Source organism: Pseudomonas sp. Ma2-10 (assembly GCF_054330215.1).
In genome coordinates, this window is record NZ_JBTEYL010000008.1 from 83,764 (window position 1) to 109,205 (window position 25,442).

General features: G+C 57.9%; 20 protein-coding genes and 3 pseudogenes. 9 read left to right on the forward strand and 14 right to left on the reverse strand.

Annotation, left to right across the window (positions count from 1 at the left end; genetic code table 11):
- Positions 1-29: 29 nt before the first annotated feature.
- The 4 genes from ACXPVS_RS12475 to ACXPVS_RS12490 all read right to left on the reverse strand — a co-directional run bounded on the left by ACXPVS_RS12475 (position 30) and on the right by ACXPVS_RS12490 (position 4,197).
- Positions 30-647, reverse strand: coding sequence for an FKBP-type peptidyl-prolyl cis-trans isomerase (locus tag ACXPVS_RS12475; RefSeq protein ID WP_458510202.1), 618 nt, complete (start codon positions 645-647; stop codon positions 30-32).
- Between the two features lie 122 nt (positions 648-769).
- Positions 770-1,069, reverse strand: a complete 300-nt coding sequence (locus ACXPVS_RS12480) for a DUF6482 family protein (protein ID WP_458510203.1) — start codon at positions 1,067-1,069, stop codon at positions 770-772.
- Between the two features lie 133 nt (positions 1,070-1,202).
- Entirely contained in the window at positions 1,203-1,544 is a 342-nt protein-coding gene (locus tag ACXPVS_RS12485) for a PA4575 family protein (protein WP_458510204.1), read from the reverse strand.
- 214 nt (positions 1,545-1,758) lie between these two features.
- A complete protein-coding gene (locus ACXPVS_RS12490) occupies positions 1,759-4,197 on the reverse strand; it encodes a Lon protease family protein (RefSeq protein WP_458510205.1) in 2,439 nt (812 codons plus the stop codon).
- Positions 4,198-4,472: 275 nt separating this feature from the next.
- Between ACXPVS_RS12490 and ACXPVS_RS12495 the strand changes: the two genes are divergently transcribed.
- The 4 genes from ACXPVS_RS12495 to ACXPVS_RS12510 all read left to right on the forward strand — a co-directional run bounded on the left by ACXPVS_RS12495 (position 4,473) and on the right by ACXPVS_RS12510 (position 7,912).
- The gene (locus tag ACXPVS_RS12495) at positions 4,473-4,961 is read left to right on the forward strand and encodes a DUF3015 domain-containing protein (RefSeq protein ID WP_458510206.1); all 489 of its coding nucleotides are present in this window, start codon (positions 4,473-4,475) and stop codon (positions 4,959-4,961) included.
- A 92-nt stretch (positions 4,962-5,053) separates the two neighbouring features.
- Positions 5,054-6,907, forward strand: coding sequence for an Lnb N-terminal periplasmic domain-containing protein (locus tag ACXPVS_RS12500; protein WP_458510207.1), 1,854 nt, complete (start codon positions 5,054-5,056; stop codon positions 6,905-6,907).
- A gap of 83 nt (positions 6,908-6,990) precedes the next feature.
- Positions 6,991-7,347, forward strand: a complete 357-nt coding sequence (locus ACXPVS_RS12505; RefSeq protein WP_458510208.1) for a hypothetical protein — start codon at positions 6,991-6,993, stop codon at positions 7,345-7,347.
- 70 nt (positions 7,348-7,417) lie between these two features.
- The gene (locus ACXPVS_RS12510; protein ID WP_458510209.1) at positions 7,418-7,912 is read left to right on the forward strand and encodes a GreA/GreB family elongation factor; all 495 of its coding nucleotides are present in this window, start codon (positions 7,418-7,420) and stop codon (positions 7,910-7,912) included.
- Here the strand turns inward: ACXPVS_RS12510 and gdhA are convergent.
- Together gdhA and ettA are read right to left on the reverse strand one after the other, a co-directional pair.
- Positions 7,909-9,246 (reverse strand): NADP-specific glutamate dehydrogenase, encoded by a 1,338-nt coding sequence (gene gdhA, locus ACXPVS_RS12515; RefSeq protein ID WP_458510210.1) that lies wholly within the window; start codon positions 9,244-9,246, stop codon positions 7,909-7,911. The genes ACXPVS_RS12510 and gdhA overlap by 4 nt on opposite strands.
- Before the next feature lie 236 nt (positions 9,247-9,482).
- The gene (ettA, locus tag ACXPVS_RS12520) at positions 9,483-11,147 is read right to left on the reverse strand and encodes an energy-dependent translational throttle protein EttA (RefSeq protein WP_458510211.1); all 1,665 of its coding nucleotides are present in this window, start codon (positions 11,145-11,147) and stop codon (positions 9,483-9,485) included.
- 285 nt (positions 11,148-11,432) lie between these two features.
- On the opposite strand from ettA, the gene ACXPVS_RS12525 reads away from it, so the two are divergent.
- Complete coding sequence (locus tag ACXPVS_RS12525) at positions 11,433-15,281, forward strand: sensor domain-containing protein (protein WP_458510212.1); 3,849 nt, start codon at positions 11,433-11,435, stop codon at positions 15,279-15,281.
- Between the two features lie 112 nt (positions 15,282-15,393).
- On the forward strand, positions 15,394-16,647 hold the full coding sequence (gene glyA, locus ACXPVS_RS12530) for a serine hydroxymethyltransferase (RefSeq protein WP_458510213.1): 1,254 nt from the start codon (positions 15,394-15,396) through the stop codon (positions 16,645-16,647).
- A 159-nt stretch (positions 16,648-16,806) separates the two neighbouring features.
- On the opposite strand, the gene yjiA is transcribed toward glyA, so the two are convergent.
- From yjiA to ACXPVS_RS12550, 4 genes and pseudogenes are all read right to left on the reverse strand, one after another.
- Complete coding sequence (yjiA, locus tag ACXPVS_RS12535; RefSeq protein ID WP_458510214.1) at positions 16,807-17,778, reverse strand: GTPase; 972 nt, start codon at positions 17,776-17,778, stop codon at positions 16,807-16,809.
- A gap of 86 nt (positions 17,779-17,864) precedes the next feature.
- Positions 17,865-18,062: a YbdD/YjiX family protein gene (locus ACXPVS_RS12540; protein ID WP_458510301.1), complete on the reverse strand. Its 198-nt coding sequence runs from the start codon at positions 18,060-18,062 to the stop codon at positions 17,865-17,867.
- A 14-nt stretch (positions 18,063-18,076) separates the two neighbouring features.
- A pseudogene (locus ACXPVS_RS12545) lies at positions 18,077-18,268 on the reverse strand (hypothetical protein); the annotation flags it as partial.
- A gap of 27 nt (positions 18,269-18,295) precedes the next feature.
- Positions 18,296-18,659 (reverse strand): annotated as a pseudogene (locus tag ACXPVS_RS12550) (hypothetical protein); the annotation flags it as partial.
- 172 nt (positions 18,660-18,831) lie between these two features.
- Here ACXPVS_RS12550 and ACXPVS_RS12555 point away from each other — a divergent pair.
- Positions 18,832-19,200, forward strand: a complete 369-nt coding sequence (locus ACXPVS_RS12555; RefSeq protein ID WP_458510215.1) for a PilZ domain-containing protein — start codon at positions 18,832-18,834, stop codon at positions 19,198-19,200.
- Between the two features lie 66 nt (positions 19,201-19,266).
- Here ACXPVS_RS12555 and radA read toward each other — a convergent pair whose 3' ends face one another.
- Genes radA through ACXPVS_RS12570 form a run of 3 tightly spaced genes read right to left on the reverse strand, consistent with a single transcriptional unit; the run spans position 19,267 to position 22,819 of the window.
- Complete coding sequence (gene radA / locus ACXPVS_RS12560; protein ID WP_458510216.1) at positions 19,267-20,634, reverse strand: DNA repair protein RadA; 1,368 nt, start codon at positions 20,632-20,634, stop codon at positions 19,267-19,269.
- Positions 20,635-20,665: 31 nt separating this feature from the next.
- Entirely contained in the window at positions 20,666-21,220 is a 555-nt protein-coding gene (locus ACXPVS_RS12565; protein WP_458510217.1) for an ankyrin repeat domain-containing protein, read from the reverse strand.
- Between the two features lie 57 nt (positions 21,221-21,277).
- Positions 21,278-22,819: a catalase gene (locus ACXPVS_RS12570; protein ID WP_458510218.1), complete on the reverse strand. Its 1,542-nt coding sequence runs from the start codon at positions 22,817-22,819 to the stop codon at positions 21,278-21,280.
- A 287-nt stretch (positions 22,820-23,106) separates the two neighbouring features.
- On the opposite strand from ACXPVS_RS12570, the gene mscL reads away from it, so the two are divergent.
- Positions 23,107-23,520 carry a large-conductance mechanosensitive channel protein MscL gene (gene mscL / locus ACXPVS_RS12575; protein WP_458510219.1) on the forward strand — a complete coding sequence of 138 codons (414 nt, stop codon included), beginning with the start codon at positions 23,107-23,109 and terminating at the stop codon, positions 23,518-23,520.
- Between the two features lie 46 nt (positions 23,521-23,566).
- On the opposite strand, the gene ACXPVS_RS12580 is transcribed toward mscL, so the two are convergent.
- A complete protein-coding gene (locus ACXPVS_RS12580; RefSeq protein ID WP_458510220.1) occupies positions 23,567-24,343 on the reverse strand; it encodes a ferredoxin--NADP reductase in 777 nt (258 codons plus the stop codon).
- A gap of 345 nt (positions 24,344-24,688) precedes the next feature.
- Between ACXPVS_RS12580 and ACXPVS_RS12585 the strand changes: the two are divergent.
- Positions 24,689-25,417, forward strand: a pseudogene (locus tag ACXPVS_RS12585) (autoinducer binding domain-containing protein); the annotation flags it as partial.
- Positions 25,418-25,442 lie beyond the last annotated feature (25 nt).

Sequence of the window (25,442 nt, forward strand, 5' to 3'; positions counted from 1 at the left end):
AGGGGCAGAACTCCTACAGGGTTACGGTCTTACAGAACGTCGAGCAGTTCGACGTCAAATACCAGTACGCTGTGCGGCGGAATGCTGCCAACGCCTTGAGCGCCGTAAGCCAGTTCGCTCGGCACGTACAGACGCCATTTGCTGCCGGCGTTCATCAGTTGCAGGGCTTCGGTCCAGCCAGCGATCACGCCGCCAACCGGGAATTCTGCAGGCTGACCACGATCGTAGGAGCTGTCGAACACAGTGCCGTCGATCAGGGTGCCGTGGTAGTGAGTGCGCACTTGATCTTCACGGGATGGCTTGGCGCCTTCGCCCTGAGTCAGCACTTCGAATTGCAGGCCGGACGCCAGGGTGGTGATGCCATCACGCTTGGCGTTTTCAGCCAGGAATGCCAAGCCTTCGCCAGACGCGGCTTCAGCTTTGGCAGCGGCTTCAGCTTGCATGATTTCGCGAATGACCTTGAAGCTCGCGGACATTTCTTCCTGACCCACACGGCTTTCCTTGCCGGCGAAAGCGTCGGTCAGACCAGCCAGGATCGCATCCAGGCTAACGCCCGGCGGCGGGTTATCGCGCAGTTGATCGCCCAACTGACGGCCAATACCGTAGCTGACGCGGGTTTCGTCGGTGGACAGATTTACTTCGGACATGACACTGCTCCGCTGTGCGGACGGCCCTGGAACTTGCCGTGCGTGCACAGCGCGTCCCGGAGCGCCCGGAACCAAAAAGGGCCAGCAGACTAGCACAGATGTCATTGCATTGATGAGAGCCGTCAGTGCTGCCACGCAATCGGTACTTTCAGGCTCCCCTCGGAACTGGCAACGAGTCCACACATCTCGTCGTGTACCGAAACGTGTACAAGGTTGAACGGTAATTTGGGAAAGGCATGCAGCACGTCACGGGCATGTTCGACCGAACGAAGATGAAACATCTGGTCGTTTTTATCACTCAGCGGATACGCCGCGCCATGCATCCGTGCCTCCAACAGGTATATCCCGCCTTCCATTGAAATCAGGTTGAGCTCATCAACCTTCCCGGCGATGGCATAAGCATTCAACTCTTTCAGGTTCATGAACACACCTCACGCAATGGCGAGCCTAGATCCTTACAGGCATAGGCCTCGGCGCATCAAAGTACAAGCCATAAACGACACCGCCCGTCTGTTTCGCAACAGACAGGCGGTTGGGCATAACGATAAAACGCGGTCAGTGCTCGGGCCGAAACTCGAAACCATCAGGGTTGCGGCAGCGGCCACCATTGATTTCCCGCAGTTGAGCTTGCAGGTGCAAGCACCAGATTTGCGGATCATCGGCCAGCTCATAACCGTGCAGGGTGAGACTCTCAACAATGGTGTCGAGAATCGACTCAGCCACAAAGGGGCCATGAAACGGGCCCTGGGCTTTGATGGCAGAAGGTTGTTCGCCAGCCATTCCAGCGGCGAAGAGTAAGGTCCACATGCCCGTATCCCCCGCCAATGGGCGGATGGCACACTCGATACGGGTCACAAGGCCCAGGCATTGACGGGTGAGGCAGAGGTTGCGCGACATGGCGGCGACCCTCGGTAGATCCGGTATTCAGCCCCCACGGGAGGGCTGTCTCGATCCAGTGATTACTGTCGATATCCTTGAGCTGAGAATAGAAGAAAAGTTTGACTAGCACGTCAAGTAAGACCAGAAGGCGCCGAATGGTCATTGTGTGAATATTGACGCCAGACTGATGGCACTGATCGTTCCCACGCGCTGCGCGGGAACGATCACCGTTTTAGGCCGGCTTGGCCTCAGCCAAGGCTTCCTGCGCAGCTTCTTTCTCGGCTTCCTTGAGGTCTTCTTCGCTGATCATTTCTGCGATGACCCGCAAGCGCTCCACCACCCGCGCGTTAACGCTGCCTTCAGGGAACTGGCCATCGGCGTCCGGCGCACCGGCCGGCTCGCCGACCAACAGGCTCAGGGCTTCATCAGCCTGGCGCACGGCGTAGACGTGGAACTGCCCCGCGCGCACCGCCGTCAGCACTTTTTCGTCGAGCATCAGCGTGGCAACGTTGGCGTGGGGAATGATTGCTCCCTGCTCACCGGTCAACCCGCGCGCTTCGCAGAGTCGGAAGAAGCCTTCGATCTTCTCGTTGACCCCGCCCACCGCCTGCACTTCACCGAACTGGTTGATTGAGCCGGTGATCGCAAAGCACTGCTTGAGTGGGGTTTTCGACAGTGCCGAAATCAAGGTGCAAGCCTCGCCCAGCGATGCACTATCACCATCGACGTAACCGTAGGACTGCTCCAGGGCGATACTCGCGGAAATCGCCAGCGGGAATTCCTGAGCGTATCGACTGCCCAGATACCCCGTGAGGATCATCACGCCTTTGGAGTGAATGGGCTGACCGAGGTTGACCTCGCGCTCGATATCGACGATGCCGCTACCGCCCGGATACACCGTGGCGGAAATCCGTGCCGGCACACCGAACGCCGAATCGCCGACCTCCAGCACTGTCAGCCCGTTGCATTTGCCCACCGCAGCGCCGTCTGTGTCGATCAGGATGATCCCGGCCAGCATGTCATCGAGAATCCGCGCCGAGACGCGCCCGGTACGCGTGGCCTTGGCCTTGAGCGCACGTTCGATGTGCCCGGCGTCGGTCATTTCGTCACCGGCCAGTTGGCGAATGAAATCCGCCTCGCTGACCAGCTGGAACAGATCACCGATCCGCGCCGACAAACGCCCCTGATGCTCAGCCAGGCGAGCACTGTAAGTCGCCAGACGCGCCACCGCATCAGCGGTCAGCGGCGCCATGCCTTCTTCGGAAGTGCGGGTCTTGAGCAATTGGGCGAACTGCTCCAGGCTTTCGTCGACCATCGGGATGTCTTCATCGAAGTCCACCAGGACGCGGAACATCTCCTGGAAGTCCGGATCGAGGTCCTGCAGCGTGTAGTAGAGCTGCCTGGCGCCAATGATGACGACTTTGACCTGCAGCGGAATGTGTTGCGGTGTCAGGGTCACGGTGGCGAAACGGCCCATCTCGCCCAGCGGCGATTCCATTTTCAGTTTGCGCGATTGCAACGCGCGTTTGAGCGCATCCCACACGAATGGCTCGCTGAGCATTTTTTCTGCTTCAAGAATCAAGAAGCCGCCGTTGGCGCGGTGCAGCGCACCCGGGCGCAACTGCCGATGCGTGGTGTAGAGCGCGCCCTGATCGGTGGTGTACTCGATGCGGCCGAACAGGTTTTCGTACGTCGGGTGCGGTTCAAAGACCACTGGCGCACCGCCGCTGAACGGATGACCGACCACCAGGCTCGGCGCGTATTGCTCTTCGAGCAGCTTGCGGGCGATGGCGTCCGTCTTGCTGTCGTCCACCAGTTGCTCGACCACGGTCTTGAGCAGATACACCTGCATCGCTTGCAGGTAACCGCAAACGCCGGCATTTTCCGCGTACTTTTCCGACAACGGCGCGAGCAAGGGTTGCAAGGCCAGGGTGATGGTTTCTTCGTTGAGCTGGCGCAGTAGATTGCTCGACTCACGCTTCCACTGCGGCAGGCTGGCGAGCTCTTCGTTCAACCGCTCTTCCAGCCATGAAATGTCGTCGTGAAAACGCTCGCGATCAGCTTCCGGCAACTGGGCAAATTCGGCCTCATCCACGGCCTTGCCTTCGCTCATGGGTGTGAAGGCGATATTGGTGCTGTCGCGGTACAGCGCAACGTCCTTTTCCAGCGCCAGGCGCTCGATCACATCCAGCGCCTTGTCGTAACGCTGGTTGAAGGCGCGGTCGATGGCGCTTTTCTTCTGCTGGTAGGACGGGTGCTCGAACACGGCAGGAAAAGTCGCCAGCAGGTTGTCGATCAAGCCGTTGATGTCATCGATAAAGGCACCGGCGGTGCCTGACGGCAACTCCAGTGCACGAGGTTCGCGAGGGTCATCGAAATTGTTGACGTAGACCCAGTCCGCCGGGGTCTGCTGGCGTTTGCCTTCGGCTTTCAGGTAGCGTTTGACGAACGAAAACCGGCCGGTGCCGGGCTCGCCCATGACGAATACGTTGTAACCGGGGCGTGGCATAGCCACACCGAACTGCAAGGCTTCGACCGCACGTTCCTGGCCAAGCACACCGCGGAAGGACTCCAAATCATTGGTGGTAGAGAAGCTGAACTGTTCAGCGGAAAACGGACGGGTCAGCGCTTCGGGCGCTAGACGCAAGCTGGCAGCAACAGGATCAGGCATCGGGCTTCCTTACATCAGGCGGGGCAGATAGCGGCATTCTGGCGCTGCCCATACCTCACTTGCAAGGCGCGCCTCTAGCCAAAGCATAGACAAAGTGACTTCCCTAGGTGGGCCGGGGCCAAATCATTGTTTCAACGAAATATTTCGCAAAAAATTACGGAACCCTCGGAACGTGCCTAAACTCCAAACTGCGCGGCTGGAACAATAACCGGCCCACTGGCGCCAGATCGGGCCAGACCCCTGTCCATTGGTATGCACATAAAGAGAACAAAGCTATGAAACGGATTCTTCTCGGTACTCTCTTCACCGCTGTATCCATCAACGCCATGGCTCAGGCGCCAGGCGGCCCGGATTGCGGTTGGGGCAACATGCTGTTTGAAGGTCAGCGTGGCACCCCGGCTCACTTCCTGGCATCCACCACCAACGGCACTTCCGGCAACGCAACCTTCGGTATGACCTCGGGTACCAACGGTTGCTCGACCAATGCATCGCTGACCTATGGCGGCAAATCCTGGATTGCCATGAATGGCATGATGAACGAGCTGTCTGAAGACATGGCTAAAGGTCAGGGCGAAGCGCTGACCACTTACGCTGTGGTACTGGGCGTGGCGCCGGAAGACCGTGCGCATTTCGCCGCCATCACTCATGAGCACTTCCAGCAGATCTTCAGCAAGGCTGACGTGACCGCTGACGACGTGCATACCAACACCCTGGCCGTTCTGAAGAGCGATCCGCGTCTGGCCAAGTACGCCACTCAAGCTTAAGCTCGACCCGCCCGCTCCTTTTCGGGGCGGGTTTTATTTTATGAACCTGGCCCTTTTGGGGTCTTTGTTTCTTTCGACTTAAGTTGCCCACTATGCTCAAACGCCTTGCCTGGCTGGCGCTCTGTGTCTGCGCCCCGCTGTCCGCCACGCCTCAAATCGACAATCAACGTTTGCAGCAATTGGCCAATGACCCCTTCTGGATTTCCCTGGGCCACTACGAAACGGCCAAACTCGGCGGCTGGCGCAGCTATGTCAGCGACAAGCAATTCTTCCTCGCCGCCGACGGCAATGAACATCCTGACCGTGAACTGGCGGCGACGGTGCAAGCGCTGTACGCCCCGGCCAGTGCCGGTGAAAAGCATGCGCAATGCGTCTATCCCGCCCGCACCCGCTGGCTGAAGACGCAGCTCAACCTGGCCGATCTGCCGACGCTTGCCTGCGCTGAATTCAGGCAATGGTTCAAGGATGTTTCGCCCCACAGTGCGGTGATGATTTTCCCGGCAGCGTATCTGAATAGCCCGTCATCGATGTTCGGCCACACGCTGCTGCGCATCGACCAGGCCAATGTGCAGAGCGATCAAACCGCCCTGCTCAGTTATGCGATTAACTTCGGTGCCTACATCGAAGGCTCGGACAACAGCATTCTGTATGCCTGGAAAGGCTTGATGGGCGGCTATCCCGGTCTGTTTGCGCTGGTGCCTTATCAGGAAAAACTCTCGGAGTACCGCAGCCTCGAGAACCGCGATTTGTGGGAGTACCGCCTCAATCTGACCCAGGCAGAAACCGAGCGCATGGTCGAGCACGTCTGGGAGCTCAAGCAGATCCAGTTCGACTATTTTTTCTTCGACGAAAACTGCTCTTATCGTCTGCTGGAATTGCTGCAAGTGGCCCGCCCGAGCCTGCGATTGACCGAACAGTTCCCGCTGACCGCGATTCCTACGGACACCGTCAAAGCGGTGAAAGAAGCCGGACTGGTGGAGTCCATTCAGTATCGACCGTCCCGCGAGCGTGAACTGCTGAGCCGCGCCGAGCTGTTGAGCAATGAAGAACAGACGTGGGTGCTGAAAGTCAGCGCCGACCAGAATCAACTGCAAGAACCGGCGTTCAAGGCGAAACCCAAGGATCGTCAGGCGTTGATCATCGACGCCGCCTATCGCCTGGAGCGCTACCGCGCCAACGGCCAGGAGCGGGATCCGCAACGGGCGCAGCGCAGTTTCGAACTGCTGCGGGCGATCAACCAGAACTCGGCACCGGAGCTGGACATCCCGCAACCCGGCCTGCCTGAGGATGGCCATGAATCGCGCACCTGGCAGGCCGGTATCGGCACTCGAGGCGACAAGGCGTTTGGCGAGTATGGCTTGCGCATGGCTTATCACGACCTCAATGACAACGCCGAGAGCTTTCCCCTCGGCGCGCAGATTGAAATCCTGCAAATGAAACTGCGCCAGTACGAAGGCAATCACTGGCAGTTGCAGCAATTGGACCTGGCGACCATCCGCTCCCTGACTCCGCGCAATGAATTGCTGCAACCACTCTCGTGGCAAGTCACCGGCGGCCTGGAGCGCGTACCGGGCAAGCATGACGACGAAACCCTGGTCAGCCACGTCAATGGCGGTGGCGGCGGCACCTGGCAACTGGGCGACGACATGCTCGGCTTTGCTTTGGGCACCGTGCGCATTGAACATAACAACGACTTTGCCGGTTTCATCGCCCCGGCGGCGGGTTTCAACAGCGGTTTACTGTGGAAAAACCCGCTGGGCAACTTCAGCCTGGAAGCCAAGGGCGACTTTTTCACCAACGGCGAAGTGCGCCGTAGCGTGAGTCTGAATCAGCAGTGGGAATTGTCGCGCAACCTGGGTTTGCGCCTGAGTGCCCAGCGCGAATTCAGCCACCTGGCTTCCCCCGAGAATGAAGTGATGCTTGAGGTGAAGTGGTATCACTATTGATCCTTTGATCTTTCTTTCACATCCCGCTCACGAATCCACTCCTAGACTTCCCCTATAAGCCGTTGACGGCCTGGGAGTCTGAGATGTGGCGTTACGTGGGTGTGATGGGTTTGCTGATGTTGATCACGGGTTGCCAGACGACCCACGAGGATTTGATCGCCAAGGGTTATCCACCGGCATTCGCCGATGGCTTCGATGATGGTTGCATCAGTGGTCGTCAGGCTGCCGGGGCGATGACCGGTGAATTTCGCAAAAACGTTCCGCGTTACCTCAAGGACAAGCCGTACGCCGAGGGCTGGAGCGATGGCTTCCGTCAGTGCCAGGCCATGCTCCAAAACCAGGACCGCGAGGACTATCGAAGCCATCATTGGAACGACCGGGACAAAGCCTGGCAGCAGCAAAAGGATCAGGACGCCGCACGAGCCTATCGCTCGCAATAAGTCGCTGACAGACATCCGCCGACACTAAAAGCCTGCGACCATGGCCCAAACCCTATATCGGGAGAAAACCATGAGTCGTGCCTTCGTCAATGAAGATAACGCCGCCGCGCAGGCCGATCAGCCCGTCGAACGGCAAATCAGTGCGCAGCCCAATTACGTCACGTCCACGGGGCTGTCCCAGTTGCAGGTGAAAGTCGCTGAATTGCAACATTTGCACAGCGAGCAATCGGCCAAAGGTGAGCACGCCGACAAGCAGCGCCTGGCGGACCTTGAACGCGATTTGCGGTATTTCAACCAGCGCCTGCAAAGCGCTCAGGTCGTGACCGTCGCCAACTCAACACAAAAGGTGCAGATCGGCAGCCGTGTCACCTTCGCCGACGAACACAACACAGAGCAAACCGTGCAACTGGTCGGCGAAGATCAGGCCGACGCGTCGGCGGGCCTGATCAACTGGGGTTCACCGCTGGGCCGGGCGCTACTCGGCGCGCTACTCGGCGACGAGGTGCTGTGGCAACGTCCGGCTGGCGATCATCTGATCGAGATCATCCGTATCGAACCGGTTTAAATCACGCCTTGGGCGAGCATCGCGTCGGCAACTTTGACGAAGCCGGCGATGTTCGCGCCTTTGACGTAGTTGATCCGGCCATTCTCTTCGCCGTAATGCACGCAAGCGTGGTGGATTGACTGCATGATCGCGTGGAGTTTGCTGTCCACTTCACCACCGTTCCACTGCAGGCGCATGGCGTTCTGTGACATCTCCAGCCCGCTCACAGCGACACCACCGGCATTGGAAGCCTTGCCCGGCGCGAACAGAATCCCCGCTTCGATAAACAGGTCTACGGCGTCAAGGGTGGTCGGCATGTTCGCCCCTTCCGCCACACAGATACAGCCGTTGCGCAATAACGTGTGGGCAGCCTCGGCGTCCAGTTCGTTTTGTGTCGCGCATGGCAGCGCGATCTCGCAACTCAGCGCCCAAGGGTGTTGGCCGGCCTTGAACTCCAGACCAAAACGGCCGGCCAGTTCACTGATGCGCCCGCGCTGGACGTTTTTCAGCTCCAGCACCGCCAGCCACTGTTCTTCGGTCAAACCGCTTTCGCAGTACAGCGTGCCTTCAGAGTCGGACAACGAAATCACTTTGCCGCCCAAGTCCATGACCTTGCGCGCCGCGTATTGCGCAACGTTGCCGGAGCCCGAAATGGCCACGCGTTTGCCTTCGACAGTGTCTCCGCCGCGCTTGAGCATTTCTTCAGCGAAGTACACACAGCCGAAACCGGTGGCTTCCGGACGGATCAGGCTGCCGCCATAGCTCGGGCCCTTGCCGGTCAACACGCTGGTGAACTGGTTGCTCAGGCGCTTGTATTGGCCGAACAGGAAACCGATCTCGCGGGCACCGACGCCGATATCCCCGGCCGGCACGTCAACGTCTGCACCGATGTGACGGTACAACTCGCTCATGAAAGCCTGGCAGAACCGCATGACTTCAGCGTCGCTTTTGCCTTTTGGATCGAAATCCGCCCCCCCCTTGCCACCGCCCATCGGCAACGAAGTCAGCGCGTTTTTGAAGGTCTGCTCGAAGGCAAGGAACTTCAACACGCCAAGGTTCACCGAAGGATGGAAACGCAGCCCGCCCTTGTACGGACCAATAGCGCTGTTCATCTGGATGCGGAATCCGCGATTGACCTGCACTTTTCCTTGATCGTCGACCCAGGAAACCCTAAAAACGATCGCCCGCTCCGGCTCGCAAATCCGCTCCAGAATGCCCGAAGTCAGATAGTGCGGATTGGCCTCAAGAAATGGCCACAGGCTACGCAGGACTTCTTCCACGGCCTGATGGAATTCCGGCTGGTCAGAGTCGCGTTTCTTCAGACGCGCAAGGAAGGATTCAACGGATTCGATCATGGGAAAGTCTCGGCAAATTTATTGTCGTAGGAAGAGATTGAGCCGGACTTTAGCAAACTGCTTGCGCACCACGACAGCGCAAAATGTCGCACTTATGAAAATAAATGGTGCGCTGGATATAAATTAAGTGGGATTTTTGCACCGGCAGTGGTCATTCAAGCAAGAGCAATGCGCGGTAAAAGAACATAAAAAAACGGAGCCCGAAGGCTCCGCTCTTTCATGCAACCAACCTGAAATCAGGCCAGTTTCTTGTGCCGTACACGATGCGGCTGAGTCGCGGCTTCGCCAAGGCGCTTGCGGCGATCGGCTTCGTATTCGGTGTAGTTGCCTTCGAAGAACACCGCTTGCGAGTCATCTTCGTACGCCAGGATGTGAGTCGCGACGCGGTCAAGGAACCACCGATCGTGAGAGATCACAATGGCAGCGCCCGGGAAGTCCAGCAGGGCTTCTTCCAGGGAACGCAGGGTTTCAACATCGAGGTCGTTGGACGGTTCGTCGAGCAGCAGGACGTTGCCGCCCTCTTTCAAGGTCAGCGCCAGGTGCAAGCGACCGCGCTCACCACCGGACAGGTCCTTGACGAACTTCTGCTGATCGCCCCCCTTGAAGTTGAAGCGGCCGACGTAGGTGCGCGACGGGATCTCGTAGTTGCCGATGCGGATCTGATCCGAACCGTCGGAAATTTGCTGGAACACCGTCTTGCTGCCGTCCAGGTCGTCGCGGCTCTGATCGACGCACGCCAGTTGCACGGTTTCGCCGACTTCGATGCTGCCCGAATCCGGCGTTTCCTTGCCCATCAGCATGCGGAACAGAGTTGATTTACCCGCGCCGTTACCGCCGATCACGCCAACGATGGCGCCTTTAGGCATAGAGAACGACAGGTTGTCGATCAGCACGCGATCGCCGTAACCCTTGGAAACGTTCTTGAATTCGATGACCTTGTCGCCCAGGCGTGGACCCGCCGGGATGTAGATCTCGTTGGTTTCGCTGCGCTTCTGGAATTCCTGCGATTGCATTTCTTCGAAGCGTTGCAGACGAGCCTTGGATTTGGACTGGCGGGCCTTGGCGCCTTTGCGCACCCATTCCAGTTCTTCCTTCATGGCTTTTTCGTGGGCCGACTGCTGCTTGGATTCGGCAGCCAGACGATCGGACTTGGCTTCGAGCCAGCCCGAATAGTTGCCCTCGTAAGGGATACCGGCGCCGCGGTCGAGTTCGAGGATCCAGCCAGCCACGTTGTCCAGGAAGTAACGGTCGTGCGTGATCGCGACCACGGTGCCCGGGAAATCGTGCAGGAAGTGCTCCAGCCAGGCGACAGAGTCGGCGTCCAGGTGGTTGGTCGGTTCGTCGAGCAAAAGCATGTCCGGAGCAGACAGCAGCAGGCGGCACAGCGCCACACGACGCTTCTCACCACCGGACAGGAATTCGACCTTGGCATCCCAGGCCGGCAGACGCAGCGCATCGGCGGCGACTTCCAGTTGGCGATCCAGGTTGTGACCGTCGCTGGCCTGCAGGATGGCTTCGAGCTTGGCCTGTTCGGCGGCCAGTTTGTCGAAGTCGGCATCTTCATCAGCGTAAGCCGCATAGACCTCGTCCAGGCGAGCCTGGGCGTTTTTGATCACACTGACCGCTTCCTCAACCACTTCACGCACGGTCTTGGTCGGGTCCAGGATCGGTTCTTGAGGCAGGTAGCCGATGTTCAGGTCCGGCATCGGACGGGCTTCGCCGTCGAACTCGGTGTCGACGCCCGCCATGATTTTCAACAGCGTGGACTTACCCGAACCGTTAAGGCCGAGTACACCAATCTTGGCGCCCGGGAAGAACGACAACGAAATGTTTTTCAGGATTTCCCGCTTCGGCGGAACAACTTTACCCAGCCGATGCATGGTGAATACGTATTGAGCCATGGAGAACCTAGGGTCAGTGAACGATGAATGATTGGAGCGCGGGCGATGCCCGGCCAGGCCGTGCGCGTCGGCCGATTGATGGGTATCAATGCGTGCGCGCTGAAAAAGCCTGATTCTAGGAGCTGGAACGCTCCCGCGTAACCGGCAAAGCTACCTGATTGACGGATGGCAGTCCAGCCGAGCGGGACTGGCACTTTGCCACAACTCAAGGCATGCTAGCCGCCCTTCGAGCGTCCGACTTATAGTGCACGTCGCGCCAGTCCAGCCAAACCGCAGGATTACAGTTTGTCTAATGTCTCCCCCCCCTCTTCCGGGAACGCACTCAATTCTGCGACCCGCTCACCCCTGCGCGGCTCCTTGAAGGGGGCACTGGCAACGCTCGTCCTGTTGTTGCTCGCGCTGCTGTTCTGGCAGTTGCTGGAGCAACTGCGCGAAACCCAGAAAAACCAGCGTCAGTACACCATCGACTACACCGCTGACCTGGCCTCGCAGATCAGCCTGAACATGGCGCTCAACGCCCAGATTGCCCTCAACCTGCTACCTATCGTCGAACAACCGCAAAGCGCCGACGAACAGCAGGCGCTGTTGCGCAAATTGCAAAAAACCTTGCCCGACCTGCGAAGCCTCGTGCTGCTCAGCCCTTCCGGGAAAGTCCTCAATGACAGTGCCGAAAACAGCGACGACGCCGAGTACCTGAGCGAACTGGTTCGGCGCAGTCACGCCCAGGCCCATTATTTCAGCAACGCCAATGACGGCTCCGTGGTGCATCTGCTGCTGCATCAAGCCAGCGGTAGCACCCGCGGCTATTGGGCTCTGCGCCTGAGGCCGACATTTTTTTCGTCACTGACCAAACAAAACGAAACCGGTATTCGCCCGCTGTGGCTGGTGGAAAACCGCGTCAATCACCAAATCATCAGCCGCGACGATGGGTTGCACTCGGCCACTCCGGCGGTGATGACACCGGATGAACTGGCCAACAGCGTGCTGACCGTGCCCCTGAGCAGCAGCGATTGGCAACTGCGCGGGCTGTTCGATCGGCAACGGGTGATTGAACAGCTGCTGCCGGCGTTCATCGGCAAATGCCTTCTGGGCCTGGCCTTCTCGCTGCTGCCGTTCATTGCTCTGCTGAACTTGCGCCGCCGCCAACGTCAGGTGCACGAAGGCCGTCGACGCTATCAGGATATTTTCGAAGGCACCGGCGTCGCCCTGTGTGTACTCGACGTGTCCGGGCTCAAAAGCGTCTTCGACAAGGCTCAGTTGCACAGCAGCGAACACCTGCGGGCCTGGCTCGATACACCGCAACAACGCCAGCACCTGCTGCAGGAATTGCACATTACCGAAGTCAACCGGGTCGCCCTGCAACTGCTCAACGTCAACACGTGCGATCAAGCCTGGAAACTGTTGATCGACGGTAACCCTCAGGACGGCATCGCCATCGGCAATCAAGTGCTCGACGCGGTGCTCAACCAGCAGAAACAGCTTGAGCTGGAAATCAAACTGCAAGATGCCAATGGCCGCGACCAGCATTTGTGGCTGGTCCTGCGCCTGCCGGAAGACCAGGACGACTATAAAGCGGTGATCCTTAGCATCACCGACATCACCAGTCGCAAGCTTGTCGAACTGTCGCTATTGGAGCGCGAAGGATTCTGGTCCGACGTGGTACGCACCGTGCCGGATCATCTGTACGTGCAAGATGTGATCAGCCAGCGAATGATTTTCAGCAACCATCACCTGGGGCAGACACTCGGTTATAACCGTACCGAACTGCATCAGATGGGCGAGTATTTCTGGGAGATTCTGCTGCACCCCGAAGATGCCGACTTCTACAACCGCTCGCGCCAAACCCAGCGCCAGACCGGTTACAGACAATTGATGCAATGCCAACTGCGCTTCCGCCACCGGAACGGTAAATGGCGGCGCTTCGACATCCGCGAACAGGCGCTGGCGCGGGACAAGCACGATCAGGTCACGCGAATCATCGGCGTGGCCAAGGACATCACCGAACAGATCGAAGCCAGTGAGTCTCTGCGCGACAGCGAGCAGCGTTACCGGATGCTCGCCGAAAGCATCAGCGACGTGATTTTCTCAACCGACAGCAAGATGGTGCTCAACTACGTAAGCCCGTCGGTGCAAGCCGTGCTGGGCTACGACGTCGACTGGGTTTTCCAGAACGGCTGGCAATCGACCATCGCCAACCCGAAACAGTTGACCGGCATCTACCACTTGATGGACCGGGTCAGCAAAGCGCTGAACAAACCCGACCAACTGGCGCTATTGCGCAGTCAGGTGCAGACCCAACTGTTTTTGTTCGACTGCCTGCGGGGCGACGGGCGCAAGATTCCTATCGAACTGCGGCTGGTGCTGGTCTGGGACGAACACGGTGCATTCGAAGGCGTGCTGGGCGTCGGTCGTGACATCAGCCAGCAACGCCGGGCCGAAAAAGACCTGCGCATGGCGGCAACAGTATTTGAGCACTCGACTTCTGCGATCCTGATCACCGACCCGGCCGGCTACATCGTCCAGGCCAACGAAGCCTTCAGCCGTGTCAGCGGTTATGCGGTGGAGCAGGTGCTCGACCAGTTGCCGAACATGCTGACCGTCGACGAGCAGCAGGAAGCCCATCTGCGTTATGTGCTCAAGCAATTGCATCAGCACAGTACGTGGGAAGGCGAAGTCTGGCTCAAACGACGCAATGGCGAGCATTACCCGGCCTGGGTCGGGATCACGGCGGTGCTGGACGACGAAGGCGATCTGGCCAGCTACGTGTGCTTCTTCAGCGACATCAGCGAACGCAAGGCCAGTGAGCAGCGGATTCACCGCCTCGCCTATTACGATGCCCTGACCCACTTGCCCAACCGCACGCTGTTCCAGGATCGCCTGCACACGGCGCTGCAATCCGCCGAACGGCAGAAGTCCTGGGTGGTGCTGATGTTCCTCGACCTGGACCGCTTCAAACCGATCAACGACTCCCTGGGCCACGCCGCCGGCGATCGCATGCTCAAAGAAATGGCCACGCGCCTGCTCGGTTGTGTCGATGATGACGATACTGTGGCGCGCATGGGCGGCGATGAATTCACCTTGCTGTTACAACCACGGGCCAACCGTGAGATTGCGTTGAACCGGGCGATTCATGTGGCCGAACAAATTCTCGCCAGCCTGGTGAAACCGTTCGTGCTTGAAGGCCGCGAATTCTTCGTCACCGCCAGTATCGGCATCGCCCTGAGCCCCCAGGACGGTAACGAACTCAGCCAACTGATGAAAAATGCCGACACCGCGATGTATCACGCCAAAGAGCGTGGCAAGAACAACTTCCAGTTCTATCAGGCCGATATGAACGCCAGCGCCCTGGAGCGTCTGGAGCTGGAAAGCGACTTGCGCCACGCTCTGGAGCAGAACGAATTCGTCCTCTACTACCAACCGCAGTTCAGCGGCGATGGCAAACGCCTGACCGGTACCGAAGCCTTGCTGCGCTGGCGCCATCCGCGACGCGGTCTGGTGCCGCCGGGAGAGTTCATTCCGGTGCTCGAAGAGCTCGGTCTGGTGGTGGATGTCGGGGACTGGGTGATCAGCGAGGCCTGCCGGCAGCTCAAGAACTGGCATCAGGCCAAGGTGCGCGTGCCGAAAGTCTCGGTGAACATTTCGGCGCGGCAGTTTTCCGATGGCCAGCTCGGCACGCGGATCGCTAACATTCTCAAGGACACCGGCCTGCCGCCGGCGTGTCTAGAGCTGGAGCTGACCGAAAGTATCCTGATGCGCGAAGTCAGCGAAGCGATGCAGATTCTCGCCGGGTTGAAAAAACTGGGCTTGAGCATTGCGGTCGACGACTTCGGCACCGGTTACTCATCGCTCAACTACCTCAAGCAGTTCCCTATCGACGTGCTGAAAATCGACCGCACCTTCGTCGATGGCCTGCCGTCGGGCGAGCAGGATGCGCAGATTGCCCGCGCGATCATCGCCATGGCCCACAGCCTCAATCTGGCGGTTATCGCCGAGGGCGTGGAAACCCAAGAGCAACTCGACTTCCTGCGCGAGCATGGTTGCGACGAGGTTCAGGGGTATCTGTTCGGCCGTCCGATGCCGGCGAGTCGTTTTGAGGCGCAGTTCAGCAATGATGCGTTGTTCATGTTCGACTAGCTGATCCCTTCATGAAGCCCACTTGTCTAAGACATGATGCCCTTTCATATGCCATCTAAAACCCATTGGGTTAGAATGGCCCCCTTTTCTGCCCCGATCCTTGAGGACCGCCATGTTCAGCCGTGATTTGACTATTGCCAAGTACGACGCCGATCTCTTTGCCGCCATGGAGCAAGAAGCTCAGCGCCAGGAAGAGCACATTGAGCTGATCGCTTCGGAAAACTACACCAGCCCTGCGGTGATGGAAGCTCAAGGCTCGGTACTGACCAACAAGTACGCCGAAGGTTACCCGGGCAAGCGTTACTACGGTGGTTGCGAGTTTGTCGACGTGGTCGAGCAACTGGCCATCGACCGTGCAAAAGAACTGTTCGGCGCTGATTACGCCAACGTTCAGCCGCACGCCGGTTCGCAGGCCAACAGCGCCGTGTATCTGGCGCTGCTGCAAGCGGGCGACACCATCCTGGGCATGAGCCTGGCCCACGGTGGTCACCTGACCCACGGTGCCAGCGTTTCCTCCTCCGGCAAGCTATACAACGCCGTTCAGTACGGTATCGACGGCAACGGCCTGATCGACTACGACGAAGTCGAGCGTCTGGCCGTTGAGCACAAGCCAAAAATGATCGTGGCCGGTTTCTCTGCCTACTCGCAGATTCTGGACTTCCCGCGCTTCCGCGAAATCGCTGACAAGGTTGGCGCCTACCTGTTCGTCGACATGGCCCACGTGGCGGGTCTGGTCGCCGCGGGCGTCTACCCGAACCCGGTGCCTTTCGCTGACGTCGTAACCACCACCACGCACAAGACCCTGCGCGGCCCACGTGGCGGCCTGATCCTGGCTCGCGCCAATGCCGACATCGAGAAAAAACTGAACTCCGCAGTATTCCCGGGCGCCCAGGGTGGCCCGCTGGAACACGTGATCGCCGCTAAAGCGATCTGTTTCAAGGAAGCGCTGCAACCTGAGTTCAAGACCTACCAGCAACAAGTGGTGAAAAACGCCAAGGCCATGGCCGACATATTCATCGAGCGCGGTTTTGACGTGGTCTCGGGCGGTACTGAAAACCACCTGTTCCTGCTGTCGCTGATCAAGCAGGAAATCTCCGGTAAAGACGCCGACGCCGCACTGGGCAAAGCGTTCATTACCGTGAACAAGAACTCCGTGCCAAACGATCCACGCTCCCCGTTCGTCACCTCCGGTCTGCGCTTCGGTACACCGGCTGTGACCACTCGTGGCTTCAAAGAAGCTGAGTGCAAAGAACTGGCCGGCTGGATCTGCGACATCCTGGCGGATCTGAACAACGAAGCGGTGATCGACGCCGTTCGTGAGAAGGTCAAGGCCATCTGCAAGAAGCTGCCGGTATACGGCGCCTAATCAGCCCGCAGAACCGCAGCAATGAAAAACCGGCCAGTGATGGCCGGTTTTTTTGGGTCCGCGTTTTTTTCAAGGGGGATTACCACCTCACCTGCGGGCCTTGATCGGCAGCGAGGGAGTTTCATTTACAAATGGCGCAAATGGCGGGAAATGCACCTTTCAGTCCGCCGCCACCCGCGCAAACCCCTCGCGGATTTTCTCTTCCGGCAAATCATCGGCAATAAACACGATCACGCTTTCGCGGTTTTCATCGTCGGCCCACGCCGTGTCCCAATCGAATCCATACAACTTCAACACACCCTGAAACACCATGCGCCGCGGCTCGCCAAGGATGTTCAACACGCCTTTGTAGCGCAGCAGTTGCTTGCCATGGTCCTCCAGCAGTTCGTTCATGAACTCGCTCAGTTTGTCGATATCCAGCGGCTTATCGGTGCGCAGCACCAGGCTGGAAATACGGTCGATGGACGGCGCTTTGCTCACTGGACGCAGGCTGACGCCGCCGCCAAGGTCGGCATTGAGATTGAAACCGCGCACGTCGAGCAATTCAGCCAGATCGATCTTGCCGTGCTCGACCACACGGATCGGTGCGCGACGGTTGATGCGGGTCAGGCGCTCGCTCAGGGCGGTAAAGGCCGTCTCGTCCACCAGATCGCGCTTGCTCACCAGTAAGCGGTCGGCGAAACCGATCTGCGCCTGGGCGATGGTTTGAGTCAGGTGAGTGTCAGCGTGCGCCGCATCGACCAGGGTAATGATGCCGTCAAGGATGTAGCGCTCGCGCAGCTCTTCATCGATGAAGAACGTTTGCGCCACCGGTGCCGGGTCGGCCAGGCCAGTGCATTCGATCACCAGACGATCGAAGGCGATTTCGCCGCTGTCCAGGCGTTCGAGCAGCAGGTACAAAGCCTTTGTCAGATCGGTGTGGATGGTGCAGCAAACACAGCCGTTGGACAGCGTCATCACTTGCACCGGTTCGTCGCCCAACAGCTGGGTGTCGATACCGGCATCGCTGAATTCGTTCTCGATTACTGCGATTTTCAGGCCGTGTTCGGCTTTGAGCAGGTGGCGTAACAGCGTGGTTTTTCCCGCGCCGAGAAAGCCACTGAGGATCGTGACAGGAATGGGAGGGGACAAACGGGATCTCCTTCTAATACAAAAAAATGGGAGCAGTCCTATGGAAGCCCGCTCCACATTACATCTGAAAACTCGCCGCTAGTAGATCAACAGCACTTCGGCCCACCCTTGCTTCCGTAACGAGCCTCCTGGCGTTCCCGGAAGAACATCTCGTAGGTCATCACCGGTTTGTCCGGGTGCTTGGTTTGCATATGCTCGACGTCATTGTCGTCGTCGGGCATGCCGACCATCAGGCGCGCAGCCTGACCGAGGTATTTACCGAGGCGACTCAGGTCATTGAACAGGCTGCAATCCTCGATTACGCATCCGGCAGAGCCTGGAATGGCGCTTCTTTATCCGTACGTTCTTTAGTGCCCCAGGCGGCGATGCCGACCTTGAGCGCATAGAACAGGATACTGAATACCACGAACAGCAACAGCGCCGTCAGCGTGGCGTGGGTGTAGGCATTGAAGATCACGTGCGGCATCTGCGTGATGTCCTTGGCCACCGCTTGCAAGGCTTCCGGGGGAATCGCAAAGCCCCAGCGGTCGATGAACGGGGTCAGCGCCGGCATTTTCAAGTCGGGCATGGTGATCAGGATGCCGATCGCCAACGCCACGATGGTGCCGAGCAGCAGCAACACACCGATAACGGAGATTTCGCCGATGCGACCCGGGCGGATGTAGCGCATGTAAATGCCCCACGGGCTTTCGGCCAGGGCCTTGACCACCACCTGAACAGCACCGGGCAGGTAACCCATCTGCACCGCCAGGACCGGACCGACCAGTGGCCCGTCGCGGGTCGAGTTGCATCACGTTGTTAGCGATGAACAGACTGTAGTAACGATACGCAACCAGATCGATGGGCACGGCGGCGACCCCAATCCACAAGGCGTAGCAGGCTATTATTATTTTTCATTTTATGATTCCCGCCAGAGCGGACAAGAAAGACCGTCATCCCGAGTTCAGCTCTAACGCCCGCAATGGCCATCCCCGACATGGGTGAGCTAACACCTTGCTGGCAGCCTTTGACAATGCGGGTCTATAGTCAGCAAACATCTACGAGGATTGCGCCATGAGCGAGCACCCTACCGATCGCCGCCGCTTCAAACGTATTGCGTTCGATGCCCGAACCGAGCTGAGTCAGGGGGAATTTATCTGGCCGGTGAAGTTGATCGACCTGTCACTGAAGGGACTGTTGATCGAAAAGCCCGAACCGTGGCTGGGTAATCGGGAGTGGCATTTCCTGGTCGATATTCATCTCAACGAGGACGTGGCCATCAAGATGGATGTGCAACTGACCCACGATGATCATGGTCAGCTCGGGTTCGTCTGCCGACATATCAGCCTGGAATCCATCGAACGCTTGCGTCGATTGGTTGAACTCAACCTTGGCGATCCAGAGGAACTGGAGCGCGAATTGGGCGCCCTGATCGAAGTCTGAAGGCCAACCCCCATTCCAATGCTGGGGCGAGAAAGCTCGCTCCAGGGTTTCTTTCCTGTTTAACGGTTACTCGAACAACGCGTCCAATGCCTGCTCCAAACGCGTTACGGCAATAATCTGCAACCCCGGCGGTGCTTCTTTAGGCGCATTGCCCTTAGGCACGATGGCGCGTTTGAAGCCGTGCTTGGCAGCTTCTTTCAAGCGTTCCTGGCCGCTCGGCACCGGGCGTACTTCGCCGGAAAGCCCGACCTCGCCGAACACCAACAGATCGTGGGGCAGTGGCCGGTTGCGCAAACTGGACATGACCGCCGCCATCAGCGCCAGATCGGAGGCCGTTTCCAGCACCTTCACCCCGCCAACCACATTGAGAAACACATCCTGATCGTGGGTCGGAATGCCGCCGTGACGGTGCAGCACCGCCAACAACATCGCCAGTCGATTCTGGTCCAGCCCCAGCGTTACCCGACGTGGATTGGCCAGGTGACTGTCGTCCACCAGCGCCTGGACTTCCACCAGCATCGGCCGCGTCCCTTCCCATGTCGCCATGACCACACTGCCTGGCACTTCTTCCTGCGCACGGGTGAGAAAAATCGCCGAAGGGTTGGAGACTTCTTTCAGCCCCTTGTCGGTCATCCCGAATACGCCCAGTTCATTGACGGCGCCGAAACGGTTCTTCACCGCCCGAAGCAAACGCAAACGCCCATCGGATTCGCCTTCGAAATACAGCACGGTGTCGACCATGTGCTCCAGCACTCGCGGCCCGGCCAATGCACCTTCTTTCGTCACGTGACCGACCAGGAAAATAGCCGTGCCACTCTGCTTCGCATAACGCACCAACAACGCTGCGCTTTCCCTGACCTGGGACACGCCGCCCGGTGCCGATTGCAGTTGCTCGGTGAAGATCGTCTGAATCGAGTCGATCACCATCACCTTGGGTTTTTCCTGCCGGGCGGTGGCGATAATGGTTTCAATGCAGGTTTCGGTCATCACCCGCAGTTGATCCTGCGGCAAGCCGAGACGACGGGCGCGCATGGCCACTTGCTGCTGGGACTCCTCGCCGGTGACGTACAGCGCCGGCATGACTTTGGCGAGGTTGCACAAGGTTTGCAGCAGAATAGTCGATTTGCCGATGCCCGGATCACCGCCGATCAGCACCACCGAGCCGTCTACCAGACCACCGCCCAGCACCCGGTCGAGCTCGCTGGACGCGGTGGAAAAACGCGGGATTTGTTCGACGCTGACTTCGGCCAGGGTCTTGATCTGCGCCTGTTGACCGGTCCAACCGGTACGACCGCTGGGGGCTGCGGCACCACCGCTCTCCACCATGGTTTCGGTCAGGGTGTTCCAGGCCCCGCACTCACCGCACTGGCCAGCCCACTTGGGGAAGGTTGAGCCGCACTCGGTGCAGCCATACATGCGCTTGGCCTTGGCCATCTGAACTCCCGGCAAAAACCGCGATGATAGCTCAGCGTGGCGCCGCGATGCGGATTTCACCGCTGGCCAGACGCGCGGCGCTGTTGCCCAGCGGATCCTCGGCGTAAAGGTCCGCCCCCTTGGCTTTGAGCGCGTCGAGCAACTCGACGCGCTTGAACAATCCGGCGTACATCGCTGCGGTCTGCCCGGCACCATTGCGTTGATCGGGGCTGCAATTGGCCGCCAACAAGGTACGCGCAACCTGCATTTCACCCTTGAAAATCGCGCCCATTAACGCCGTGTTGCCCCGCAGGTCCGAAGCACAAGCGTCTGCTCCGGCAGCGAGCAATCGGTCCACTGCCACACTCTGCCCGTGATAAGCCGCCAGTATCAGTGCGGTGTAACCTTTGTTATCGCGAGTATCGAGGGAGTAACCAGCCTCGATGAAGGTCTCGAGCATCGGCACATCGCCACGACGTGCTGCATCGAAGTAGTAGTCCTGCAATTGGGCTTTCAGTGCTGCAGGATCTTCCGTGACTTGCGCGGCAGACCCGGCAAACACGCCAAACGGCAGACACACCAGAAAAAAAGACAGATAGAAACGCATGACAGGCTCCCTGACCAGACGGGACCTCGCATGAGGCCCCGCTTGAGGTTGAAAAAATCAGTCGACGAGTTTGGCCGCCAGCGCCTTGACCCGACTCAGATCACCCTTGGCAACCTTGGTCACCCCGGTCCCGTACTCAGGGTCCGCCTTATAGAGGAAGGACAGCATGATGTGTTTGCTCTCATCATCGGTGGTGGCCAGCGAACCACCGAAGCTCTCGATCAGGTCCTTGCGTTCTTTCTTGCTGAAGGAGCGATAAAGATCGCCGGCTTGCTTGAAGTTTTGTTCACGCTGGATCTTCGCCTGCTGCGTGCTGCCCGACAGGGCCGATTGGTTGTAGCGCGCGGTTTGCAGTTCTTCACGAGGCAGCAAACGACTCGGCTGATAATTCACCCCAGTGCTGCTGTGGCCGCTATTCATTGCGCCGTCCTGATTGCCGTTGTTTACCGCAATCTTTGGAGCATTGATTGGCAATTGCATCGCATTAGCCCCCAGGCGATACAGTTGCGTATCGGCATAAGAGAACACTCGGCCCTGCAACAATCGGTCTTCCGAAGGTTCAATACCGGGTACAAGATTGGCCGGTGCCATAGCAACTTGTTCCGTTTCCTGGAAGACATTCGCAGGATTACGGTTCAAGACCATTTGTCCAACTTTTCGCTCTGGAACACCGGGCCAAATCTTGGTTGCATCCAAAGGATCGAAATCAAACTTGTACAAGTCTTGAGGATTTAAAACCTGAACGTACAAGTCCCACTTCGGAAAATCACCTTTGTTAATATGAGCAACCAAATCACTCGTCAAATGACTGTAGTCTTTACCTTGAACCTTGGTCACCGCTTCCGGATCGAGATAACTAATTCCCTGCAAGCTTTTCCAGTGGAACTTTACGTAGTGGACTTCACCCTTGGTGTTAATAAACTTATAGGCGTGAACACCATTACCATCCATTTTCCGATAACTGGCCGGTGTCCCGGCGTTAGAGTACAACTCGGTCAGCGTGCGAGTCGCTTCCGGAACATGCGAGAAGAAATCGAAACGACGGGCATCATCGTCGAGATTGGTACGCGGGTCAGGCTTGAAGGCATGGACCATGTCCGGAAACTTGATGGCGTCACGGATGAAGAAAGTCGGGAAATTGTTGCCCACCAGGTCCCAATTGCCGTCCGCGGTGTAGAACTTGGTGGCAAACCCGCGAGGGTCACGCAGGGTTTCCGGCGAATGGTTGCCGTGGACCACCGCCGAAAAGCGTACGAACACCGGAGTGTTCTGGCCAGCAGCGAACACCTTCGCCTTGGTCAGATCACTGAGGTCGTCAGTCACGCTAAAGGTGCCATGGGCCCCCGTGCCGCGGGCATGCACCACTCGCTCAGGAATGCGTTCACGGTCAAAGCGCTGGAGCTTCTGAATCAATTGCACGTCTTGCAGCAACACCGGACCGGTCGCGCCAGCGGTTTGCGAGTTCTGGTTGTCGCCCACCGCGGCACCGTTATCGCGAGTCAGGGTGGCGGCGTTGACGGAGAAGGACAGCAGGCTGGCGGTCAAAACGCCAAGGGTGCGCCGATGGGAAAAAGTCCCGAGGCCAAGGTTCAAATTCATTTCAGTTTCCTCTGTTTTTAAAGCGCAATCCAAGTGCGCTGATCAGAGGCTAGAGGTCAAAGCCGCAGAACATAAATAGAAAGAAGGTAACGCGATGATTTAGAGTTTTATGTGGACCATCAGCTAGTTAATGCGTACAACGCGCGCGAATGATGGCACTTGGCAAACTTTTTACCGGTAAAAATGTGTTGATAACAACGAGCATGGCAAGAAGATGTTTCGAGCAAGACCCGTTTTGCTGATTTACACTGCGTTCACCAACCTCATCTGTAACAAGGGAATAACCTATGGGCGTGATCAGTGAGTTCAAGGCCTTCGCGGTCAAAGGTAACGTGGTCGACATGGCCGTCGGTATCATCATCGGCGCCGCCTTCGGCAAGATCGTTTCATCGTTTGTCGGCGACGTGGTGATGCCACCCATTGGCCTGCTCATCGGGGGGGTGGACTTCAGTGACCTGGCCGTCACGCTCAAAGCAGCCAACGGCGATATCCCGGCGGTAGTGCTGGCGTACGGCAAATTCATCCAGAGCCTGATTGACTTCATCATCGTCGCTTTCGCGATCTTCATGGGCGTCAAAGCCATCAACCGCCTGAAACGCGAAGAGGCCGTTGCGCCAACGCTGCCGCCGGTTCCGACCAAAGAAGAAGAGTTGCTGGGAGAGATCCGCGATCTACTCAAGGCTCAGAACAATCAGCCCTGAATGGTTTAGTACAACAAGAATCGGCGCCCTTGAGGCGCCGTTTTTTTTACCAGTAGTTTTCCACCGCCACTTGCCCGGGTCGGCGACTGAGGCTCAAGTTCATGTGGCGCTGCTTGAGCAATTTGCGCGTGTCGTCGATCATCTGCGGATTGCCGCAGAGCATGACCCTTGAGTGCTCGGCCGTCAGCGCCAGGCCTGCCGCCCGCTCCAGCTCGCCATTTTCGATCAGCTCAGTGATCCGACCGCTCAGAGCGCCATGATGCTGCTCGCGCGTGACCGTGGTAATGAACTGCAGCTTGTGCGCAAACTCCGCTAAATAGTCGCGCTGGGCCAACCCGCTGACGAGGTCCTGATAAGCCAGTTCCCGGGCTTCGCGCACACTGTAAACCAAGATGATTCGCTCGAATTTCTCCCAGACCTCGAAGTCCTGCAGGATTGACAGAAACGGCGCCAGGCCGGTGCCTGTGGATAACAACCACAGATCACCGCCGTCGACAAAGCGATCCAGCGTCAGGTAACCAAAGGCCTGACGCTCGACCAGCAGCGTATCGCCGACTCCCAGGCGACTCAGTTCACTGGTGAACTCCCCCCCTGGCACCACAATGGAAAAGAATTCGAGGAACTCGTCATAGGGCGACGACACCATGGAATAGGCGCGCCATACGGTGCTGCCGTCAGCCTTGGTAACGCCCAGCCGAGCGAATTGCCCTGCACGAAAACGAAAGCCCGGATCCCGGGTAGTCCGCAGCGTGAATAGACTGGGGGTCAGCGACTGGACGTCGAGCAAGGTCTGGCGAGTGAATTTTTCTGCACTGGCAGTCATGGGGTGCTCCATTCAACAGATAACCACAGTGTCCCGCAAAGCGGAGTGATTAAACACCGGTGATTTGTAGTGGCTTTAGCCAGGGCCTCATTCACATTAACTTCATCATACGACTTAACATCAACCCCTCAGTTAACATCCAACTCCACGTCTGATCATAGTAAACCCGTCACTTTTTTATCTACGCCAACTCTCCCTGACGTTAGAGCCAGATACTTGTTTGAAAATCGAAAACAGAACCAAAAAGTCTCACACAATCGAAGGAAACATCCTACACTCGGCTCGTGCCAGATTTTTGGATCCAAAATGAACCGCAAGTAATATCACACCTGGAGACACACGACGGAGAGGTGGAAGGAATCACAACTCAACCAATTATCACGAGCAACGGAGCTTGAGACTGCGTACCGGATTGCACTGGATTTCGCGAAAAATATAGGCTTTAAATTTTTCGCCATTTCAACAACATACCCAACAGAAACCGGCCACTTTAATACCGTCCAGCTCAACAACTACCCTACGGACTGGAACATTGAATATGAACACAATAATTTCAGCGCGATAGATCCAGTAGTCGCTCACTGCAATCACTCCAGGTTGCCTGTGCTTTGGAGCGAAGAACTTTTTTCCAAGACCCCGTGGTTGTGGGACGCGCTTGAGAAACAAGGATTGCAGCACGGCTGGTCGCAATCGGTCCATGATGAGGACAGTGGTGTTTGCAGCATTCTGAGCCTCGCCAGAAGCCATTGCCCGATCACTGCGTTTGAGCTGTATGCAAGTCTCGGTTTCTCAGTGTTCATCGGGCGCCATCTGCATGCGTTGATCACACAGACACTGCCCAGGAAATCGACCAAGCCGCCGGCGCTGCATTTGTCCCCCCGCGAGATCGATGTATTAAAACTGGCAGCGGATGGCAAGACTGCGAATGAGAGTGCCAGAATCCTTAATCTCAGTGCACGCACGATCAATTTTCATGTGCAAAGTGCGATTCTGAAACTGGGGGTCAATAACAAGATTTCGGCCGTCATCGCAGCAACCAAGGACGGGTTTCTAAACAGCAGCCTGACGCGTTGACCGAAAAAACCTGCAAGTAATCCAA